The organism is Akkermansia sp. KLE1798, from assembly GCF_001580195.1.
GTDB classification, from domain to species: Bacteria; Verrucomicrobiota; Verrucomicrobiia; order Verrucomicrobiales; family Akkermansiaceae; genus Akkermansia; species Akkermansia biwaensis.
Genome location: NZ_KQ971090.1, coordinates 75,208 through 92,900 on the forward strand (window position 1 = coordinate 75,208; position 17,693 = coordinate 92,900).

A 17,693-nucleotide genomic window follows, 5' to 3' on the forward strand; every position below is an offset into this window, starting at 1 on the left:
ACTGGAGTTGTCGCAGGCCCTTTCTTTTCTTTTTTCACTTTCATTCCTTTCCCGGACCTGCCGTGTTGGTGCTTGACTTTTCAGGGGCAGAAGTTATGAAACGAACACCCTCATGCTTTTTTTCTCCCCGGTTTTCAGCCTTTTCAGGAGGCCATTCGGAGCGGCCTGGTTGAAGGCCGTCTTGTGTTCCTGCATTTGCGCAGCCGCCTGGACTTCCTGTTCCGTGGACAAACATATGGAAAGGAAGGCGGGGGAGTTGATGAACCGGATGGCCGCTATTCCGGATTGGAACCGGCTGCCCAGGAAGGAAATTTCATGGGACCAGGCGATGGCCTGCATGATGGAGGGGAATTTGGATTTGAAGCGTTCGGAACAGTCCCTCAGGACGACGGAGCGTGCGGTCGTCAATGTATTCACCCAGATCATCCCGGGTGTGAACCTGGACTGGATGCTGACGAAGGAACTGAGCGAACTGAGCCGGGTAACGGCGCAGGATGTAGAATATAATACCAACATCCTGTTCAATATGCCCTCCCTGACCCAGATACCCTTTGACTATTATTCCGCCAAATCCGCCGTTTATACGGCCCAAAAGACGCTGGAAATGAAAAAAAGGGAGCTGGTGTCCCGGCTGTACCGCCAGGTGATTTCCTATCAAAATGCGCGTATCAGCTACAGGAACCGGCTGAATTCGCTGCCCTATGACGATGACGGGGTTCAGAAGAAGATAGCGGAACAGGAACTGGAGAAAAGCCTGGACGATATTTCCGAGGGGTTCGCCACGCTTATGGGGAACATGGAGGCCCGGTGGCTCGTCAAGCCCGAAACGATGCCCAGGCTGGATTGGGGGAAGTACAAGTCCGCCGCGCGCCATCTGGACCTGCTGGTGGTGACCATGGTCGCCATGGAGCTGGAAGCTTCCAGGTTGCAGGTGCTGAATGCCAAAATGAAGTTTTTCCCGTCCGTGGATATCAATTTTTACAGCCCCACCCTGTTTTCCAGTACGGGCGGCACGTATCAGGGCTTTTTTGCCGGAGGAGGGGACATGCAGGTGAACATGAGCCTGCGGGAAGAGCTGGATACCCGGCTGACCTCGTGGTTCCAGTATAAAACGGCCAAGGAGAATCATGACTTGATGCAGAAGAAGGTTCTGATGGATTTGCAGCAGAGGCGCATCAAGGTGGCGGCCCTGATGGAGAGCCGGAGAAGGTTCGAGGTCTGGAAGCGGGTGATTCTGAAGGAAATTGAGTTCAAGAAATCCCAGATGGCTTTTTCCGGCAAGGAGTATCTGGACCAGCGGAAGGATATCAAGACGATGTATGAGAACCTGGATTCCGAAACTGCGAAAAATGCGGAAGTGGAAGCGGCTCTGATCATGGAATACGGGTGGTTGAAGTAGGCGGTGCGCCGCAGGAAGGGAGGCTGTGTGACTGCGGCGTCTTACTCTCTTGATGCCCTTCCCGGCTTGTGCTACGGTACAGACATGCAAAAAGTTCGGCAGCCTGTGGGCATGGCGTTGATGATCCTGGCTTTCCCGGAGGCCATTTATGGCGTGTTTCCGTGGGGACTGGCCGTGGCCGGGGTGTTGTTCCTGCTGGGGCTGATTGTGGCCGTGAGGCGTTTTTCCGCGATTGTGTGGTCCTGGTGCCTGTTTTCCCTGGGCATTTATCTGGCCGCCCCTTTTATCTGGATGTGGAATCCGGATTATTTTTTCAGCAGCAGGTTTGACTACCTGGCCCTGGCGTGCCTGGTGGGGAGCCTTGTGCTTCTCGCCATTCGTTTTGCCGTCATTCCCGTGCTGTGGCCGAAGGTGTTCCGCCACTTTGTGGAAGGAGGCCCCACTCTGGAAGATTTGGCCCCGGAGAAGGGGAAGACGGTTGCGGAATTGAGGAAGGGCATCAGGTACAGGAAGGTGAATTTTCTGTTCGGCCGTGCGGACGAGGAGCTGGTGGAAAAGTGGGGCAGGATCGCCCAGAGCATCGCCGCACTGTCCAAAAGCCGGAAACGGCTGACCATTTATGTGACGACAGCCCTGCTGGTCTGGCCGCTGGCCGTGTTCCTTCTTTCCGGCGGCATGGGTGGGGCGCTGGACCGCGACATTGACCGCATGTGGGAAACCAAGCCGTTCCGGGATGGAATGGTGGCGGCCACTCCCGCGGCCATGAATGCGGCGCGGCGGGTGTTCAGGAGCGAACGTTTCCTGCGCGGTTTGACGATGGCACAGGCGCGGGCGTGGCTGAAGACGGACCGCAGGAATCCGGCGTTCAAGTTGGGCAAGCCGCGCTACGATTTTGAAAATGACGAGACGGTCATGGTCCTTTCCGACGGCCGGGATTCCATTCGCCTGGTGGCGGTGTTCAATGACGCAGGCCAGATCATCCGTTCATGGCCGGAGGAATATATGACTCTCATGGTCCGGGATTTGGAAGAGTAGATTTCCTGTGCGCATTCACAAGGAATATTAAAAAGGGAATTCATCGTACCCCCGTGCAGGATCAACTCTTTTATAGAAAAAGTCTTTTCCTATGCATTACTTGGCTTTTGCCCCCGATGTTTTTTCAGGGGAAGCCGTTTTAAGTGCTTCCGATGCCAGCATCCTTACCGTTTTTCCGTTGCGGAAGACGATGACGTATTGGCCCAGCCTGCTTTTTTTCTCCATTTCTTCCCTCACGGCTCGATGGAGTGCGCGCAAACCGCGTTTTGCTGTTTCGGACAGGTGTGGATGATTGTTCATGGGCGTACTGCCTGCTGGATGCTCTTGTACAGTTTTTTATTCACCACTTCAACCTTTCCCGCCGCCATGGTAAAAATCAGGGGATGATTCAGATCCGAGTTGTCGTAACACATGGTCTCGTCACAAATGGCGAGGTACCGGAATAAATTGCACAGGCTTTTATTATAGCGGCGCAAAATGGATTCCTGAGGAATGCCATGTCCCCCCTGGGCCACCCTTTCCTGCACGCGCAGGGCGGAAAATTGGGCATTGGGTATCCACAGATAATGAAGGACTATACACCAGCCGTCCTTCTTCCATTGTTTGATTTTTTGAAAATAGGAGGAACCGGAAAGTGTTGTTTCAAAGCAAAAACTTTCTCTCTGTTTCAGGTGACGTTCCAATTCTTCCAGGAATAGTTTGCCTGCTTTGACTTGAACGGCTTCCGGCTTTAGAGGAGAAAGCCCCTGTGCGATCATGTCCGCATTGATGAAGGAGCGGCAGTTCGTTTCATGCATCAAATAGTCCAAGGCAAAAGTTGTTTTGCCTGCACCGTTAGGGCCTGCAACAATATGGCATTGGGGCGTGCTGTCCACTTCGGAAGTGTTTCAGATTATGGATAGGGGCTCAAGAATCAATCATGAATCGCCATGGCTTATGTATGTTCTACAAGGTACGCTTTTGCGGAGGGGTCAGGTTTAATCTGCCATCGCTGATGTGGAGGCCCATGCCGCTTTCTTCCACCATGTGGATGAGGGGGAAGCATGCTTGCAGCAGGTTTTCAAAGGCGGGCAGCAGGAAGATCATGTAACCCTGGGGCACGGACAGGGCGCCGATGGTTCCCCCCACGTGGATGCCGCCCGGCAGGGTTTTGTCATTGTAGAATTCAAAGCGGGTCTGAACGGCCATGTAGTTGTGCGGGTCCATGGACTGGAAGGGAGTCAGGAACAGGGAAATGGTCTGGCGGGAGTCCACACCCGTATAGCGTTCAATGATGATTTCCATGTAGCCTTCCCCGATGGAGCCGTCAGGCTTTTCCTTCCCGCCATGCAGGCGCACGCCTACGGCGGGATTGGTGGCGAAGATGGCCAGGGCCCCGTGCTGCTTGGGCTGGAGGGAGGAGGCCAGGTAGCGGTTGATGTCTTCCTCCGAGAAGGAGACGGAAGCGTCCCTCGCCACGGCCTGCTTTACTATTTTGGGAATGTCCGGGGCGTTGTCCTTTTGGCGGAAGCCCGGCAGGGAGCTCGTTTCCTGGGGTTGCCAGGAGTTGTAAACCAGCCAGGAGATGCCGGCCAGAATGGCGATGGTGAGCAGGAAGATGATGTTGCCGACCAGGGAGAAGGGCGTTTTTTCCCGCACGGGCTTTTCCGGCACGGCCTGGTCGTCCGGATCGTAGAAGTGTTCCACGATGTTTTCGTGTTCCGGCAGGTCGCGCAGGTTTTTGGTGTCGGCGGAGTCGTTCCGTTCCGTATCTTCGTTGTCGGATGAGGCGGACATGGGGCGGCGGCGGGGTTACGGAAGCCTGGGGAATTTGGAAAAGTCCGGTTCGCGCTTTTCCACGAAGGCGTTTTTGCCTTCCTTGGCTTCCTCGCTCATGTAGTAGAGCAGGGTGGCGTTTCCGGCCAGGTCCAGCAGGCCCATCTGGCCGTCACAGTCCGCGTTGAGGGACGCTTTCAGGCAGCGCAGGGCCAGCGGGCTGTGGCGGAGCATTTCCCGGCACCAGGAGAGCGTTTCCTCTTCCAGCTTGTCCAGGGGCACGACCGTATTTACGAGGCCCATGTCCAGAGCCTGCTGCGCGTTGTACTGGCGGCATAGGTACCAGATTTCACGGGCTTTTTTCTGGCCTACGATGCGGGCCAGGTAGGAGGAGCCCAGCCCCCCGTCGAAGGAGCCCACCTTGGGGCCGGTTTGTCCGAATTTGGCGTTGTCCGCCGCAATGGTCAGGTCGCAGACGACGTGGAGGACATGCCCTCCGCCGATGGCATAGCCGGCCACCATGGCGACGACAGGCTTGGGCATGGTGCGGATGGTGCGCTGCACGTCCAGAATGTTCAGGCGCGGTACGCCGTCTTCGCCGATGTAGCCCGCATTTCCGCGCACTTTCTGGTCGCCGCCGGAACAGAAGGCGTCCGGGCCTTCCCCGGTGAGGATGACCACGCCCACCTTGGGGTCTTCATGCGCCGCGTTGAGGGCGTTGAGCATTTCATGGACGGTCTGGGGGCGGAAGGCATTCCGGACCTGGGGGCGGTTGATCGTTATTTTTGCGATGCTGCCGTCGTCCGTGGTTTCATACTTGATGTCCGTATATTCCCTGGCGGTGGTCCACTGTGCGCTCATAGCGCCTACTTTAATGACGGGCCGGACAATGGAAAGCCAAAAGTGCGCCGCGCCGCCTTCCGGGTATATGCCGCCTGATGAGGGGAAAAACGCGGGCGGGAATGAATGGCGGCAGGGATGCCATGAACCGGGCGGTTCCTTGTACTTTCCTGTTTTCAGAATTTCCGCAATGCAGGGAGCATGTCCCGGATGGAAGGCGGCAAGGCTTCATGACGGAGTTTACGGCGGTCGGGACAGATGTTTCCGGAACGTCCTTTTTCCGTGGCCTGCGGGCTGCCGGGAACGCTTCCGCCGTGGCGGAGGCTGGCGGCATTTGTGATTTACGGCATGCTCTTCTGTGCTAAATTGAAAACGGTATGATACATGACCTACTGGTGCGCGGCGTGACGGTGTTTCCCGGCAGCGAACATTTTGAGTTCGTGCCAGGTATTAATGTAGTGGTAGGCGGCAATGATTCAGGCAAGAGCCATTTGCTGAAGCTGTGCTATACCGTCGCCAGATGGAGCGCAGATGGCGGCAAGAAGTCCCTGCCGGAAAAATGGGCGGAGGAACAGCGGCTCAGGAAGGACCTGATGCGGGTGTTTGCCGCCCGCGGGCTGGCCGGGCTGACCGCCCAGAACCGCGGGAACGCGCATGCCCATGTGGAAGCCGGGATGGAAGGAGAGGGCGTGCCGGAGGGGATGGGCAATCTTGTCTTCGATTTCCGGGCGGGGCAGGAGGAGGAAGGGCTGCACATTCAGGAAATGCCCAAGCGGTTTCTGAATGTTCCCGTCGTGTTTCTGGCGGCGCGGGAGGTGCTGACCATTTATCCGAGCTTTGTCCAGGTGGGGAGCAGATTCCCCGAGTTTCTGGACGGGGGGAGCTGGGACCTTTGCCGGTATCTGGATGTGGATGCCGGTTCCGTTTCCATCAGCACGGATGCGGGGCGCGTGGTGGCCCGGCTGGAAAAGATCATCGGAGGCGAGGTAGTGAAGAGGGACGGCCGGTTTTTCCTGCAAAGGCCGGGGCTTCATCCCATTGAGATGAGCCTGGTGGCCGAGGGGTTCAAAAGGCTGGGAACGCTGAGCTACCTGATCAGAAACGGTTCCGTGAAGAGAGGGTCCGTCCTGTTCTGGGACGAACCGGAGATGAATTTGAACGCCTCCCATCTGCCCGTGCTGGTGAAGACCCTGACGGGGCTTGCGAAGACGGGCGTGCAGGTGATTCTTTCCTCCCACAGCCTGTTCCTGCTCCGGGAACTGATGATTCAGCTTTCCGAGCCGCGGAATGCCATGGTGCACAGGAAGTTTTTCGGCATGATCGTGCCCAGGGGGGACCGTTCCGGCGTCCGGGTGACGTGCGGAGATTCCCTGGAGGATGTGGGGCCTATTGAGTCGCTTGAAGCGGAAATCGAACAGGCGGACAGGTATTTGAAGCTGAGCTATGAGTCATAAGCCGTCAGAAGCCCATTACGTGGAGGGAGTCCACCGTTTCTGGATCGATGAGGGCTACGTCGTGTGCCGCATTGAATGTTCCGGCTATTATGCACGCCAGGCGCAGAATTTCTGCGGCGGCTGCAAGGAGATGGATTTTTTGCTCTATCATCCGGAACGGCGGGATTTGTGGCTGATTGAGGTGAAGGATTACCGTTTTGACGCCCGGCCCAAGGTAGGCGAGCTGGTTTGCGCCCTGAGCCGCAAGGTGAGGGATACCATGTTCCTGCTCCGGGCCGCGTCCGTGGCCGCTCCGGAGGAAGACCCGGCGGAGGGGATTTCCCTGAAGGAGTTCGCCGTTCTGGCGTCGGGGGCGAAAACGCTTCACCTGGCCTTTCTGCTGGAAATGGGCATGGGCGGCGTCTGGTCTGACGGAGGCGTGCTGGCCAACGTCAAGAATATGCTGGTTACCTCCATGCGGTTTCTGGACGCCGACCTGATTTGCGCGCCGATTACGTATCCTTTCCGCATCGGACCGTGGCGGGTGACATCCGCCCAGGGAGAGGTGAGCAAGCGCGTGGAAATCCGGAGAGCCCGGAAATTGGAGGAAATCCAGGAGCAGAGACGGAGGGAAAGGCAGAAGGCTCTGGAGGAACAGTCCCATTGGGGGAAGGTTCGGGAAGCCGGAGGCGCCCGGGTTGAGGAAAAAATCCCGCAATGGAAACAGAGGCTGCGCCAGCGTCTGAATGGAGAGACGGCAAATCACGAAGGACGACGCAGAAAAAGGAAACGGGATTGACGCCGCGGTTGTCTATTTCCCCATTGCCGCAGGGAGTGGTCACATCTTGCATCTGCTGAGCGGCATGTCTCGGAAAAAAGTTTTATTTTACAATGTCTGGCGTATCATGCCGCCCGATTCATTAACTTCTGTGTGTTGATCGCCTCATGTCTGACCGAATGCCTCCCAATCCTCCTCGTCCTCCCAAGTTTCCAGGCTCCGGAAAGCCCGAATCCCCCAACTGGGGCGTGTGGGTGATGGTTCTCCTTATTGTGGGCGTGCTTGCCTTTGGTTTTTTCACCCCTGAATCCTTTGGACTGGGACCCAAGAAGGAAAGCCTGGAGTCTTTTGAGGCCCAGTACAAGGCCGGCCGGGTGGTCCTGAACGATCCGAAAGCTCCCGTGGAAGTGGTGCTGAGCGAAAACGGCTCGGAAGGGGTGATTCACGCCCTGGTGTACAAGAAAGACCTTCAGCCGAAGGTGGAAATGAAGCCTTTTGTGTTGTCCTATTCCGCGTCCCTGCCGGACCGCGACAAGCCTCTGCTGAACGAACTTTCCGGCTACCGGATTGTGGAAGGCAGCTGGGTTGACAACATTCCCAAGGACGCGCAGAAGCTTTCCGTAAACGAATTCAACCGGATGGCCCTGGAAGGCCGTATTGCGGGGGGCAATGACGCTCCGGTGCTTGCGGATACCGGGAATGAGAATGTCCTGTCCGGGCAGCTTGTGACCCGCATCTGGCCCGCAGCAACGGGGGACGCCGCCGTGGACAAGCAAAGGTTTGAACGCGTGGAGGTTCCCTTTACGCTGGAATTTCAGGGCGACCGGATCAAGGAGCTGCTGGGGCCCGATACGAAGTTCAAGCGGGAATCCGGTTCCTGGGGCGGCATTCTGCTGAATCTGCTGCCCATCGTGCTGATTCTGGTGATTCTGTTCTTCATGTTCCGCGCCCAGAGCGGCGGAGCGAGAGGCGCCATGAGCTTCGGCAAGAGCCGGGCGCGCCTCATTTCCCCGGAGAAGAACAAGGTGACGTTCAAGGACGTGGCCGGCATCAGCGAGGCCAAGGAGGAAGTGTGGGAGCTTGTCGAGTTCCTGCGCAATCCGGAGAAGTTCCGCGAACTGGGAGCGACCATTCCGCGCGGCGTGCTGATGGTGGGTTCCCCAGGTACGGGTAAGACGCTTCTGGCCCGCGCCATTGCCGGTGAGTCCAACGCTTCGTTTTATTCCATCAGCGGTTCCGATTTTGTGGAAATGTTCGTGGGCGTGGGCGCCAGCCGCGTCAGGGACATGTTCGAACAGGCCAAGAGAACGGCCCCCAGCCTGATTTTCATCGATGAAATTGACGCCGTGGGCCGCCAGAGAGGCTACGGCATGGGCGGTGGCAATGACGAAAGGGAACAGACTCTGAATGCCCTGCTGGTGGAAATGGACGGTTTTGAGAATAATGCCAACGTGATTGTGATTGCGGCCACCAACCGCGCGGACATTCTGGACCCGGCTCTGCTGCGGCCCGGACGTTTTGACCGCCAGGTGGTGGTGAATCTTCCGGATGTCCGCGGCCGCGAACAGATCCTGCAGGTGCACGCCAAGAAAGTGAAGATGGCGCCCGATGTCAGCTTCAAGCGCATCGCACGCGGTACGGCCGGTTTTTCCGGCGCCCAGCTTGCCAATCTGATCAATGAGGCCGCCCTGCTGGCCGCCCGCAAGGGAGTAAAGGAAATCACGGAAGCGGAGCTTGAAGAAGCCCGCGACAAGGTTAACTGGGGCCGTGAACGCCGCAGCCTGGCAATCAACGAACGCGGGCGCCGCATCACCGCCGTGCACGAGGCGGGGCATGCCATCTGCCTGCTGAAAACGCCGCACAGCGAACCTCTGCACCGCGTGACCATCGTTCCCCGCGGGGGCGCCCTGGGCATGACCATGTGGCTGCCTGCGGACGACAAGATGCACCAGCTCCGTTCCGAAATGCTCGACCAGCTCGTCGTAGCCATGGGCGGCCGCTGTTCGGAACAAATCGTGTTCGGGGACGTGACCAGCGGCGCCACCGGCGATATCAAGAGCGCCACCAATCTGGCGCGCCGCATGGTGTGCGAATTCGGCATGAGTGAAAAACTGGGGCTGATCGAATACGGCGAACACCAGGGAGAAGTTTACATTGCCCGCGATCTGGGCACGCGTTCCCGCAATTATTCCGAGTCCACGGCCGAGCTTATTGACGCGGAAGTCCGCCTTTTGGTGGACACCGCCTATGAGCGGGCCATGACCATTCTGACGGAAAACCGCGACAAGCTGGATATTCTGACGGAAGCCCTTCTTGAGTTTGAAACGCTGGAAGGCTCGCAGGTCGTGGATATTCTGGAGTACGGGGTGATGAAGAACCCCCCGGAAAAGGTAACGCCGCCTCCCATGCCTTCCGATGTGGAAGAAGAAGAAAAGAAGGAGGAGTCCGGCGCGGCGGACAAAAAGAATTCCGAAGAAGACCGGAAGGATAAGACTGCGGAAAACAGGGACGGGGAAGACAAAGCTCCGGACAAGGAACAGGACCCCTTCTCCTATAATCCGGTGGAGGATTACGGCAGTGACCGCGAAGATAAAAATTAACCGAATAGAAACAAGCGAATATGGTATCCATTGATGCTATGGAGTTGGCCAAGATGTGCGCCCGCGCCGCGGATGACGCTAAGGCGGAGAATGTGCGGGTGTACGATCTGCGCGGCATGTCCTCCCTGACGGATTTCATGGTGGTGTGTACGGGGTTGTCCGTTCCCCATCTGCGCGCCGTGATCCGGGACCTGGAGGAAGCCGTGAGGGAAAAGACGGGAACCGTCCCCACCTACGTGGAAGATACGCCCGTGGCCCTGTGGTCCGTCGTGGACTACATTGACGTGATGGTCCACATCATGGGGCAGGAAACGCGCGAGTTCTACGGGATGGACACCCTGTGGAAAGACGCCCCCGTTGTAGAATACTGACCATTCCGCAAGCAGGTTTTTCCGCCGTGCCGCCGATTGTTCCGCGGCACGGCTTTTTTTGTCCTCCGGGGATGGACGGAGTGCTTCTAACAAGATTCCAACCTTGCGTTGAACGTGGAATCGGATTAGTCTTTCAGCGTTATTTATGAGTAAGGCCGGACCCAGCACAACCCCGATGATGGAGCAGTATCTTCGCATGAAGAACGGGCTGCCTGAAGACGTCTTGCTGTTCTTCCGCATGGGGGATTTTTACGAGATGTTTTTTGAAGACGCCAAGGATGCGTCCTCCCTTCTGGGGCTGACATTGACCAAGCGCCACGGCATTCCGATGTGCGGCGTTCCCCATCACAGCGCGGAAGGCTACATCGGGCGGCTGGTGAAGGAAGGACGGCGCGTCGCCATTGCGGAGCAGACCACGCTTCCCCAGCCCGGAAAGCTGGTGGAACGGGAACTGACCCGTGTCATTTCCGCAGGGACTCTGGCGGATATGAATTTGCTGGATTCCTCCCGCCACAATTACATCGTGGCTCTGTATAAGGACAGGAAGCAGCTCGGCCTGGCATGCGTGGACCATACCACGGGGGAGTTTTCCGTAGCCCAGTTCGAGCACATGGACCTGCTGCTGGACGAGTTGTCCCGCATTAATCCTTCCGAGCTCCTGATCAGCGACGAGCAGAAGGAGAGCTTTCCCGGCACCCATCCCACCCTGTATTACGACGGGTACACTTTTCTTCCCTCCACGGCCATTCCCAGCCTGCTGAACCATTTTCGGGTGCATTCCCTGGACGGCTTCGGCTGCGGGGAGATGACGGCGGCGCTCGGGGCGTCCGGCGCGGTTCTGCATTATTTGAGCTACCAGCTCCGGAGGCCGACGGAACATTTGCGCCGCATTTCCGTGCGCGCTACGGAGAATGCCGTCCTGATCGACCAGGCCAGCCAGAGGAACCTGGACCTGGTGGATTCCCGCGGAGGCGTGAAGCTGTCCCTGCTGGGGACTCTGGACCGGACCAGCACGCCGATGGGCGCGCGCAAGCTCCGGGACTGGCTGCTGCACCCCCTCTGCGATCTGGGGAGGCTGCAGGCGCGCCAGGACATGATTGCGGCGCTTTTGCAGGAGCCTTTTTTGATGAGCAAGCTCCGGGACAGCCTGAAGAATGTCCGCGACATGGAGCGTTTGACGGGGCGCATTTCCCAGGGAGCCGGGAATGCCCGCGATTTGCAGGCCCTGGCCAGTTCCCTGGGCCGGATTCCCGCGTTGAGGGATGATTTGGAGTCCCTGCCCGGCGGCGGAGAGATGCTGGAGAGCATCCGTTCCCGCATGGGGCGCTTTGATGAGCTGGTGGACCTTCTCCAGCGCGCGCTGGTGGACGAACCGCCCGTAACGATCAAGGAGGGCGGCATTATCCGGGAGGGTTATCACGCCGGGCTGGATGAGCTGCGCCTAGCCTCCCGCGACGGCAAGGCATGGCTGGCCCAGCTTCAGGAGAAGGAGCGCAAGCGCACGGGCATTGATTCCCTGAAGATCCGTTTTAACAATGTTTTTGGCTATTACATCGAGGTGACGAAGTCCCATTACGACAAGGTCCCTCCCGATTACCAGCGCAAGCAGACGCTGGTAAATGCGGAGCGCTTCGTCACGCCGGAGCTCAAGCAGATGGAGAATACCATTCTGGGGGCGGACGAACGTTCCCGGCAGGTGGAGTATGAACAGTTCCTTCTTCTCCGGGAGGAGGTAGGCCATCATATTGACGGCATCCAGATTACCGCGGATGCCATGGCGGACCTGGACGTTTTGCTGGGGCTGGCGGAGATTGCGCAGCAGTACCAGTATTGCCGCCCCGTGCTGGACGATTCCATGACGCTGCACATTGTGAACGGCCGCCATCCCGTAATTGAACAGAGCCTGTCCGGCGATGTGTTCGTTCCGAACGATTCCTTCCTGGAACCGGAGGAGAACCGGCTGATTCTGCTGACCGGCCCTAACATGGCGGGCAAGAGCACCTATATCCGGCAGGTGGCGCTGATTACGCTGATGGCGCAGATAGGTTCCTACGTTCCGGCGGAAGCCGCCCATGTGGGGCTGGTGGACCGCATTTTCTGCCGCGTGGGCGCTAGCGATGATCTGGCGCGCGGCCAGTCCACCTTCATGGTGGAGATGAGCGAGACTTCCCTGATTTTGAATAACGCTACGGAACGTTCCCTGATTATTTTGGATGAGATCGGGCGCGGCACGGCCACCTTTGACGGTCTTTCCATCGCGTGGGCCGTGGCGGAGTTCCTGCATGACGAACTGAAGTCCCGCACGCTGTTCGCCACGCATTACCATGAGCTGACGGATCTGGCGCGTTCCCGGACGGGTGTGCAGAATTACAACGTGGCCGTCCGCGAATGGAAGGAGGAGATCGTCTTCCTGCGCAAGATCGTGCAGGGTGCGGCGGACAAGTCCTACGGCATTCAGGTGGCACGTCTGGCGGGAATGCCCGCCGTGATTGTGGACCGGGCCAAGGCCATTTTGTCCCATTTGGAGATGAATTCCACGCGGCCCCGGAAGAAGGAGCGTTCACGCCTGGCGGAACCCAGGGCCAAGAATACCGACATGGACGACGATATGCCTGCCGGGGAGTACGCACAGTTGGAGTTGTTCTGATATGCCGCATGCCGGGGACATCATCGGCAGCCTGCGTTTTGCCGCCATTGATTTTGAGTCCGCCGGGGCTGCCCGCGGGGATACGGACCAGCCCGTGCAGATCGGCATTGTCGCGTGTTCCTCCCTGGAGGCGGAGCCGGAGTTGTGGACTTCCTATATTGCCACGGACAGGCCGGTCCTGTGGTCGGCTTCACAGGTGCACGGCATCACCACGGAGATGCTGGCGGACGCTCCTCCTTTTCATGCGCTGTGGCCTGATATCCGCTCCCGGCTGGGCGGCGCCGTGGTGGCGGGCCACAATCCGGCCACGGAGAGGAAGTTCCTGCGGCGATTTCCGGGACACGGATTCGGTCCCTGGCTGGATACTCTGGTTCTGGGGAAGATGTGCGTTCCCGAACTGCCGGATTATTCCCTGTCCACCTTGTGCGATGCCCTTGGAGTGAGCCCTTCCGTGGATGCCCTGCTGCCCGGACGCCGGTGGCATGACGCCTTGTACGATGCTCTGGCAAGTCTTCTGGTCGTCCGTTTTCTGGTGCGGGAGTTGAAGTTGTCCGGCCAGCCCCTGGAGGTTCTCGGCAAGGCGGTAGGGAAGTGATTTTTCTTCCTGGGAAGAAAGTATATTCTATGGGAGAGCGTATTTTCATGAAGAATGAATATACGCGTTTTTTTAACCGCCTGCCTGTTTTGGGCCGTGTCTTCCGTTGTTGCGAATGTTTCTCCGGAGTATGCCGTTCCCGATCCTCCCGATGTTGCCAAGCTGAATACGCAGCCGTGGGTTCCGGCGCGCTACAAGGTTGTCCGGGAACAGTTGATGGGCAAGGAATGCGGCGTGTTGTTCGTGGGGGATTCCATCACGCAGGGATGGGAGCAGGAGGGGGCGGAGTTTTGGAAGAAATTGTTTCTGCCGATGAAAGCCGTCAACTTCGGCGTAAGCGGGGACAGGACGGAAGGCATGTTGTGGCGGATGGAGGATACGGACCTGGCAGTGAAGACGCCGCCCCGTTATTGCGTTCTGCTGGCCGGGACGAATAATATAGGCCAGTTGAAAGGGAGGCAGGCTCCGGAAGATACGGTGAAAGGCATCCGGGAGGTGGCTTTACGCTTGTTGAAGAAGTTCCCCGGCACCCATTTGATCCTGATGGAAGTGACACCTTACGGTCCCGATCCCCGCGGTCCGCTGCGCAAGCGCCAGGAGGAAGTCAATGAACTCCTGCGGAAGCTCAGCCTTCCAAGAACTACTATCCTGTCCATTAACAAGGATTTGCTGAATCCGGATGGAACATTCCGGGAGGGCATGTTCAGAGACAAGGTCCATCTGACGGCGAAAGGCTATCAGGTATGGGCGGATGCTCTTCTGCCGCTTCTGAAGAAGGGCGAATAGCCTTTTTTTCAGAGGGCGTTTTTTCTGCGTTTCTGCATCTCCGGGGAGGATATCCCGGAGACGGAACGCTTCAGCGTTTCATTTCCGTTTCCAGGAATTCAAGCAGGTAGGAAGGGGACAGGAGTTCCCTGGTGACGACCGGTTTTTTTCCCGGCAGGTACAGCGCGTTTACGGGAACCGCCGTGCGGCCCAGGTTTTTGAGTTCCCGGTCAATGACGGGATTCGTCCGCGTTTTGTCCGCCTTCATCATGACGATGCCGTATTTTTTGAAGGCGGCCAGCACTTCATCCGTGTAGGAGGCCTTGTTTACCTGGCAGGTGGAGCACCAGCGGGCCGTGAAGTCCACGTAAACGGGTTTTCCCTGGTCCAGGGCAGCCTGCATGGCTTCCGGACTCCAAGGGGTCCACACGCTTTCTTCCGCATGGCCGGCGTTCTTTTTGTCCGCCGGAGCCGCCATTCCCGCATCCGATTCTCGGCCGAACCAGGCGGAGCTTTCCGGCGGCAGCATGTAGAAGAGGCCGGCAAGAAGGAACAGGACGGCGAAGATGCCCCCCGTAATGCGCGATTTCCGGCTGCGGTAGATGGGGCACCACCTGCCGTAGATCCAGAAGGCCATGGAGAAGAGCACGAGGCCGAAGAAGAGGAAGAGGATGTCCTGCGGGTGATTGTCCGCATCAAAGAAGGCCATGTAAATCCAGAGGAAGTATGCGGCGGTACCGAAGATGAGGAAGGACATGGCCTGCTTGAAGGATTCCATCCATGCTCCGGGTTTGGGCAGGTATTTGGTCAGGACGGGGAAGGCTCCCAGCACGATGTAGGGCAGGGACATGCCGAGCCCCATCATGGTGAGGCAGAGCACGATGCCCAGCGGGGGCTGGAGCATGGCGGCGCCGATGGCCTGCCCCAGGAACGGGGCGCTGCACGGGGTGGAAATGACGGTGGCCAGAGCGCCGGACCAGAAGGAGCCGGCATAGCCTTTTTTATGCTGGAGCTCGCCGCCCATCGTCGTGGCCTTGACGCCTATTTCAAAGACGCCGAACATGCTCAGCCCCAGGGCCAGCATCAGCCCCAGCAGGCAGAAGTTCACCCACGGGTTTTCAAACCAGAATGCCCAGTTGACGATTCCTTCAGCGCCGCGGCCTAGCCAGAAGTCGCCGCTGAATATTCCGGGTCCGGCGGGGGTGGACCAGTCGAACATGTTCGCTTTCAGGGCGATCAGGATGGCAGTGATGATCCAGAAGGAGATCAGGATGCCGAGTACGAAGGTGAGGGAATGGGCCAGCACTTTTTTTCTTTCCCCGCCGCCGAGCTGGACAAAGCTCATGATTTTGAGGCCGATGACCGGGAAGACGCACGGCATGACGTTCAGGATGATGCCGCCGAGGAACATGAAGAACATGATTTCCGCCAAGCCCATTACGGGGGGGGCGGGGACGGGAGATTCTGGTGAAGCCGCTGAGGCGGATTCCTGCCCCGTTGTAGAGAAGGGGGCATTGGGGGCGGTGATGCCGACGCCTTCATCGCCTATGCGAAGGATGCCGGAAAGGCTTGAGAGCGGCTTGCCCTTGTGCGCTTCCGGCAGGTTGTTAGGGTAGAGGCCGTCCGTAGTGTCGTTGAACTGCATGGACAGCTCGTAAGTGGAGTCGTCCAGTTTTTTGAGTGTCTGGGGAACGGTCGGGTTGATTTCCCCCTGGTCGCAGAAGAAGTAGACGGGAGCGTCCGGAAGGGGAGTCCCGGACGTTTTCAGATGAAGGACGATGTTTTTTCCCTCCTGGGAGATGCGGGATTGCATGCCTTGCGCCCAGGCAGGAGTGGAGAGCCCCACAAGTCCCCGGACCAGGGTGCCTGCTTCCGGGGAGGGCCGGCCTTCCCCGCGTTTCAGGGTGACGGTGAAGTTTTTGGTTTCCGGCGCAGCACATTGTTCCGCGCACATTTGCCAGGTCATTGTGGTGGTGAATGAGGCCTGTTCCGGGGCGTTGTTTTCCGGCGTGATGCGGAAGGCCATTTTCGCGTTGCCGCTGTAGCCGTAGAAGTCCACGATTCCCTTGCCCAGCTCCGGAACCTGCCAGAAGGGGCCTTCAATGCGGAATCCGGGCGTTTCCTTCATGGAGGCTTCCATGGGCATGCCTACGGAGCCCGGATTTTTGTAATAGACGTGCCAGTGGTCGGGCAGGGTCAGTTCCGTCACCACTACGAAAGGTTCCGCAGCGTAGGATTCCACCGTGGCTCTGGCCGTGCCTGAGGCCTGGGGCGTTCCGAAGTCTCCGGCGCCGCCGAAGCTCATGGCGCCAAAGTCCTGTGCCGTTCCCGTGGAGATGATGCCCGGCAGCAGACCCAGGGAGAGGATGGCCGCATGGAAAAAGCTTTTCATGGGAAATTCGGGTAACATAAAGAAACGCCAGATTCAATGTTTGTGTGTTGCATGGCCGCAAACCTTGTATAAAATACGGCCATGGTAAAAACTATTACAACGTACGAAGGCGGCCTCCGCTGCTCCATGGTGCATGAACCGTCCGGAGCACAGTTTTCCACAGACGCTCCTGTGGACAATAACGGGAAAGGGGAGTCCTTTTCCCCCACGGATTTGGTGGGTGCGGCCCTTGCCGGCTGCATGAGCACCATCATGGGCATCGTAGCCGCCCGGAAAGGCATCAAGCTGGAAGGGATGACGGTGGAAGTGGGCAAACACATGAATGCGGACCCCCGCCGCATTGGAAAGCTGGAAGTAGTGATCAGCGTTCCGCTGCCTGTGGATCATCCGGACAGGAAGATGTTGGAACAGGCCGCGTTGAGCTGTCCCGTCAAACACAGCCTGCATCCGGATATTGAGGTTCCCATTACCTGGAACTGGATCGGCTGATTCCGGTGCCTGTTGTTGAAGGCTGCCTGTTTCGACAGGCGGCTTTTTTTTTATGAAAAAAATGTTGGAAAAATGAGAAAATGACTTGCTTTACTTGACTTAATATTTGTAATTGTCCATGTTTTTGCCGATGAGAATTTTTCCTCTGTTTCCCTTTTTGTTTTCCGTAGCTCTGACAGAAATTCTGGCCGGGTGCGGCGGCGGATCCGGCCGTTCCGGAGATGACGGACAATTTTCCCTGAGCGGACGCACGGCTTTCCTGGTGAACGGAAGCATGACCTTGTTCAGCCTTCAATTCACAGGCAGTGATGTGAATATTATCCGGATTGGGAACCAATTCCCCTATAAGGGAGTTTATACGTATGCAGTCCGTCCCGACCACAATTCCATGATTCTCGATATCAAGGCCGGTGAGGATGGTGATACGTATTGCGCCATGAGCGACGTTTCCATTGTTTTTGACGGTACCGAATGCGACAGCGGCAGCATCGTTTCCGGAACGTGCAGGGAGTTCGGCCCCCATTTGGGACCGGCGGTTCAAGGGGAGCCCCAGCCCATGGGAGGATGGAGTTTCAACCTCTCGCAGAGTTAGCA

The 17,693-nt window shown here is 57.9% G+C and carries 17 protein-coding genes; 11 read left to right on the forward strand and 6 right to left on the reverse strand.

Annotated elements, in window-relative coordinates:
• Positions 1–93: 93 nt before the first annotated feature.
• Positions 94–339: a hypothetical protein gene (locus tag HMPREF3039_RS09760; protein WP_067570930.1), complete on the reverse strand. Its 246-nt coding sequence runs from the start codon at positions 337–339 to the stop codon at positions 94–96.
• On the opposite strand from HMPREF3039_RS09760, the gene HMPREF3039_RS09765 reads away from it, so the two are divergent.
• Positions 338–1,399 carry a hypothetical protein gene (locus HMPREF3039_RS09765; RefSeq protein WP_067570928.1) on the forward strand — a complete coding sequence of 354 codons (1,062 nt, stop codon included), beginning with the start codon at positions 338–340 and terminating at the stop codon, positions 1,397–1,399. The genes HMPREF3039_RS09760 and HMPREF3039_RS09765 overlap by 2 nt on opposite strands.
• A 111-nt stretch (positions 1,400–1,510) precedes the next feature.
• Positions 1,511–2,434: a hypothetical protein gene (locus tag HMPREF3039_RS09770; protein ID WP_147549703.1), complete on the forward strand. Its 924-nt coding sequence runs from the start codon at positions 1,511–1,513 to the stop codon at positions 2,432–2,434.
• A gap of 96 nt (positions 2,435–2,530) precedes the next feature.
• Here HMPREF3039_RS09770 and HMPREF3039_RS13865 read toward each other — a convergent pair whose 3' ends face one another.
• From HMPREF3039_RS13865 to menB, 4 genes are all read right to left on the reverse strand, one after another.
• A complete protein-coding gene (locus HMPREF3039_RS13865; protein WP_147549701.1) occupies positions 2,531–2,734 on the reverse strand; it encodes a hypothetical protein in 204 nt (67 codons plus the stop codon).
• The gene (locus HMPREF3039_RS09775; RefSeq protein WP_067570924.1) at positions 2,731–3,309 is read right to left on the reverse strand and encodes an ATPase; all 579 of its coding nucleotides are present in this window, start codon (positions 3,307–3,309) and stop codon (positions 2,731–2,733) included. The genes HMPREF3039_RS13865 and HMPREF3039_RS09775 overlap by 4 nt, the downstream gene beginning before the upstream one ends.
• Before the next feature lie 70 nt (positions 3,310–3,379).
• Positions 3,380–4,210 carry a hypothetical protein gene (locus HMPREF3039_RS09780; RefSeq protein ID WP_067570922.1) on the reverse strand — a complete coding sequence of 277 codons (831 nt, stop codon included), beginning with the start codon at positions 4,208–4,210 and terminating at the stop codon, positions 3,380–3,382.
• A gap of 15 nt (positions 4,211–4,225) precedes the next feature.
• On the reverse strand, positions 4,226–5,050 hold the full coding sequence (gene menB / locus HMPREF3039_RS09785) for a 1,4-dihydroxy-2-naphthoyl-CoA synthase (RefSeq protein WP_067570920.1): 825 nt from the start codon (positions 5,048–5,050) through the stop codon (positions 4,226–4,228).
• Positions 5,051–5,406: 356 nt separating this feature from the next.
• On the opposite strand from menB, the gene HMPREF3039_RS09795 reads away from it, so the two are divergent.
• The 7 genes from HMPREF3039_RS09795 (at position 5,407) to HMPREF3039_RS09825 (ending at position 14,239) form a co-directional block, all read left to right on the forward strand.
• A complete protein-coding gene (locus HMPREF3039_RS09795; protein ID WP_067570916.1) occupies positions 5,407–6,483 on the forward strand; it encodes an AAA family ATPase in 1,077 nt (358 codons plus the stop codon).
• Positions 6,473–7,261 carry a hypothetical protein gene (locus HMPREF3039_RS09800; protein ID WP_067982086.1) on the forward strand — a complete coding sequence of 263 codons (789 nt, stop codon included), beginning with the start codon at positions 6,473–6,475 and terminating at the stop codon, positions 7,259–7,261. Before HMPREF3039_RS09795 ends, HMPREF3039_RS09800 begins: the two co-directional genes overlap by 11 nt.
• A 146-nt stretch (positions 7,262–7,407) precedes the next feature.
• Complete coding sequence (gene ftsH, locus HMPREF3039_RS09805; protein WP_231863904.1) at positions 7,408–9,840, forward strand: ATP-dependent zinc metalloprotease FtsH; 2,433 nt, start codon at positions 7,408–7,410, stop codon at positions 9,838–9,840.
• 20 nt (positions 9,841–9,860) lie between these two features.
• The gene (gene rsfS / locus HMPREF3039_RS09810; protein ID WP_067570910.1) at positions 9,861–10,211 is read left to right on the forward strand and encodes a ribosome silencing factor; all 351 of its coding nucleotides are present in this window, start codon (positions 9,861–9,863) and stop codon (positions 10,209–10,211) included.
• A gap of 145 nt (positions 10,212–10,356) precedes the next feature.
• The gene (gene mutS / locus HMPREF3039_RS09815) at positions 10,357–12,858 is read left to right on the forward strand and encodes a DNA mismatch repair protein MutS (protein WP_231863905.1); all 2,502 of its coding nucleotides are present in this window, start codon (positions 10,357–10,359) and stop codon (positions 12,856–12,858) included.
• A gap of 1 nt (position 12,859) precedes the next feature.
• Entirely contained in the window at positions 12,860–13,453 is a 594-nt protein-coding gene (locus tag HMPREF3039_RS09820; RefSeq protein ID WP_067570906.1) for a 3'-5' exonuclease, read from the forward strand.
• Between the two features lie 54 nt (positions 13,454–13,507).
• Positions 13,508–14,239 carry a GDSL-type esterase/lipase family protein gene (locus HMPREF3039_RS09825; protein WP_067570904.1) on the forward strand — a complete coding sequence of 244 codons (732 nt, stop codon included), beginning with the start codon at positions 13,508–13,510 and terminating at the stop codon, positions 14,237–14,239.
• Positions 14,240–14,309: 70 nt separating this feature from the next.
• Here the strand turns inward: HMPREF3039_RS09825 and HMPREF3039_RS09830 are convergent, their stop codons facing one another.
• The gene (locus HMPREF3039_RS09830; protein ID WP_082770114.1) at positions 14,310–16,628 is read right to left on the reverse strand and encodes a protein-disulfide reductase DsbD family protein; all 2,319 of its coding nucleotides are present in this window, start codon (positions 16,626–16,628) and stop codon (positions 14,310–14,312) included.
• A 63-nt stretch (positions 16,629–16,691) separates the two neighbouring features.
• Here HMPREF3039_RS09830 and HMPREF3039_RS09835 point away from each other — a divergent pair, with 63 nt between their 5' ends.
• The gene (locus tag HMPREF3039_RS09835) at positions 16,692–17,099 is read left to right on the forward strand and encodes an OsmC family protein (protein ID WP_067570900.1); all 408 of its coding nucleotides are present in this window, start codon (positions 16,692–16,694) and stop codon (positions 17,097–17,099) included.
• 130 nt (positions 17,100–17,229) lie between these two features.
• Positions 17,230–17,691 carry a hypothetical protein gene (locus HMPREF3039_RS09840; RefSeq protein ID WP_067570898.1) on the forward strand — a complete coding sequence of 154 codons (462 nt, stop codon included), beginning with the start codon at positions 17,230–17,232 and terminating at the stop codon, positions 17,689–17,691.
• Positions 17,692–17,693 lie beyond the last annotated feature (2 nt).

What these genes read in the sequence shown, in the direction of transcription:
- HMPREF3039_RS09830 (WP_082770114.1), bottom strand. Translation starts at nt 16,628, where the DNA reads ATGTTACCCGAATTTCCCATGAAAAGCTTTTTCCATGCGGCCATCCTC.
- HMPREF3039_RS09760 (WP_067570930.1), bottom strand. Translation starts at nt 339, where the DNA reads ATGCAGGCCATCGCCTGGTCCCATGAAATTTCCTTCCTGGGCAGCCGG.
- mutS (WP_231863905.1), top strand. Translation starts at nt 10,357, where the DNA reads ATGAGTAAGGCCGGACCCAGCACAACCCCGATGATGGAGCAGTATCTT.
- rsfS (WP_067570910.1), top strand. Translation starts at nt 9,861, where the DNA reads ATGGTATCCATTGATGCTATGGAGTTGGCCAAGATGTGCGCCCGCGCC.
- HMPREF3039_RS09765 (WP_067570928.1), top strand. Translation starts at nt 338, where the DNA reads ATGATGGAGGGGAATTTGGATTTGAAGCGTTCGGAACAGTCCCTCAGG.
- menB (WP_067570920.1), bottom strand. Translation starts at nt 5,050, where the DNA reads ATGAGCGCACAGTGGACCACCGCCAGGGAATATACGGACATCAAGTAT.
- HMPREF3039_RS09840 (WP_067570898.1), top strand. Translation starts at nt 17,230, where the DNA reads ATGAGAATTTTTCCTCTGTTTCCCTTTTTGTTTTCCGTAGCTCTGACA.
- HMPREF3039_RS09835 (WP_067570900.1), top strand. Translation starts at nt 16,692, where the DNA reads ATGGTAAAAACTATTACAACGTACGAAGGCGGCCTCCGCTGCTCCATG.
- HMPREF3039_RS09780 (WP_067570922.1), bottom strand. Translation starts at nt 4,210, where the DNA reads ATGTCCGCCTCATCCGACAACGAAGATACGGAACGGAACGACTCCGCC.
- HMPREF3039_RS09800 (WP_067982086.1), top strand. Translation starts at nt 6,473, where the DNA reads ATGAGTCATAAGCCGTCAGAAGCCCATTACGTGGAGGGAGTCCACCGT.
- HMPREF3039_RS09795 (WP_067570916.1), top strand. Translation starts at nt 5,407, where the DNA reads ATGATACATGACCTACTGGTGCGCGGCGTGACGGTGTTTCCCGGCAGC.
- HMPREF3039_RS13865 (WP_147549701.1), bottom strand. Translation starts at nt 2,734, where the DNA reads ATGAACAATCATCCACACCTGTCCGAAACAGCAAAACGCGGTTTGCGC.
- ftsH (WP_231863904.1), top strand. Translation starts at nt 7,408, where the DNA reads ATGTCTGACCGAATGCCTCCCAATCCTCCTCGTCCTCCCAAGTTTCCA.
- HMPREF3039_RS09820 (WP_067570906.1), top strand. Translation starts at nt 12,860, where the DNA reads ATGCCGCATGCCGGGGACATCATCGGCAGCCTGCGTTTTGCCGCCATT.
- HMPREF3039_RS09770 (WP_147549703.1), top strand. Translation starts at nt 1,511, where the DNA reads ATGGCGTTGATGATCCTGGCTTTCCCGGAGGCCATTTATGGCGTGTTT.
- HMPREF3039_RS09825 (WP_067570904.1), top strand. Translation starts at nt 13,508, where the DNA reads ATGAATATACGCGTTTTTTTAACCGCCTGCCTGTTTTGGGCCGTGTCT.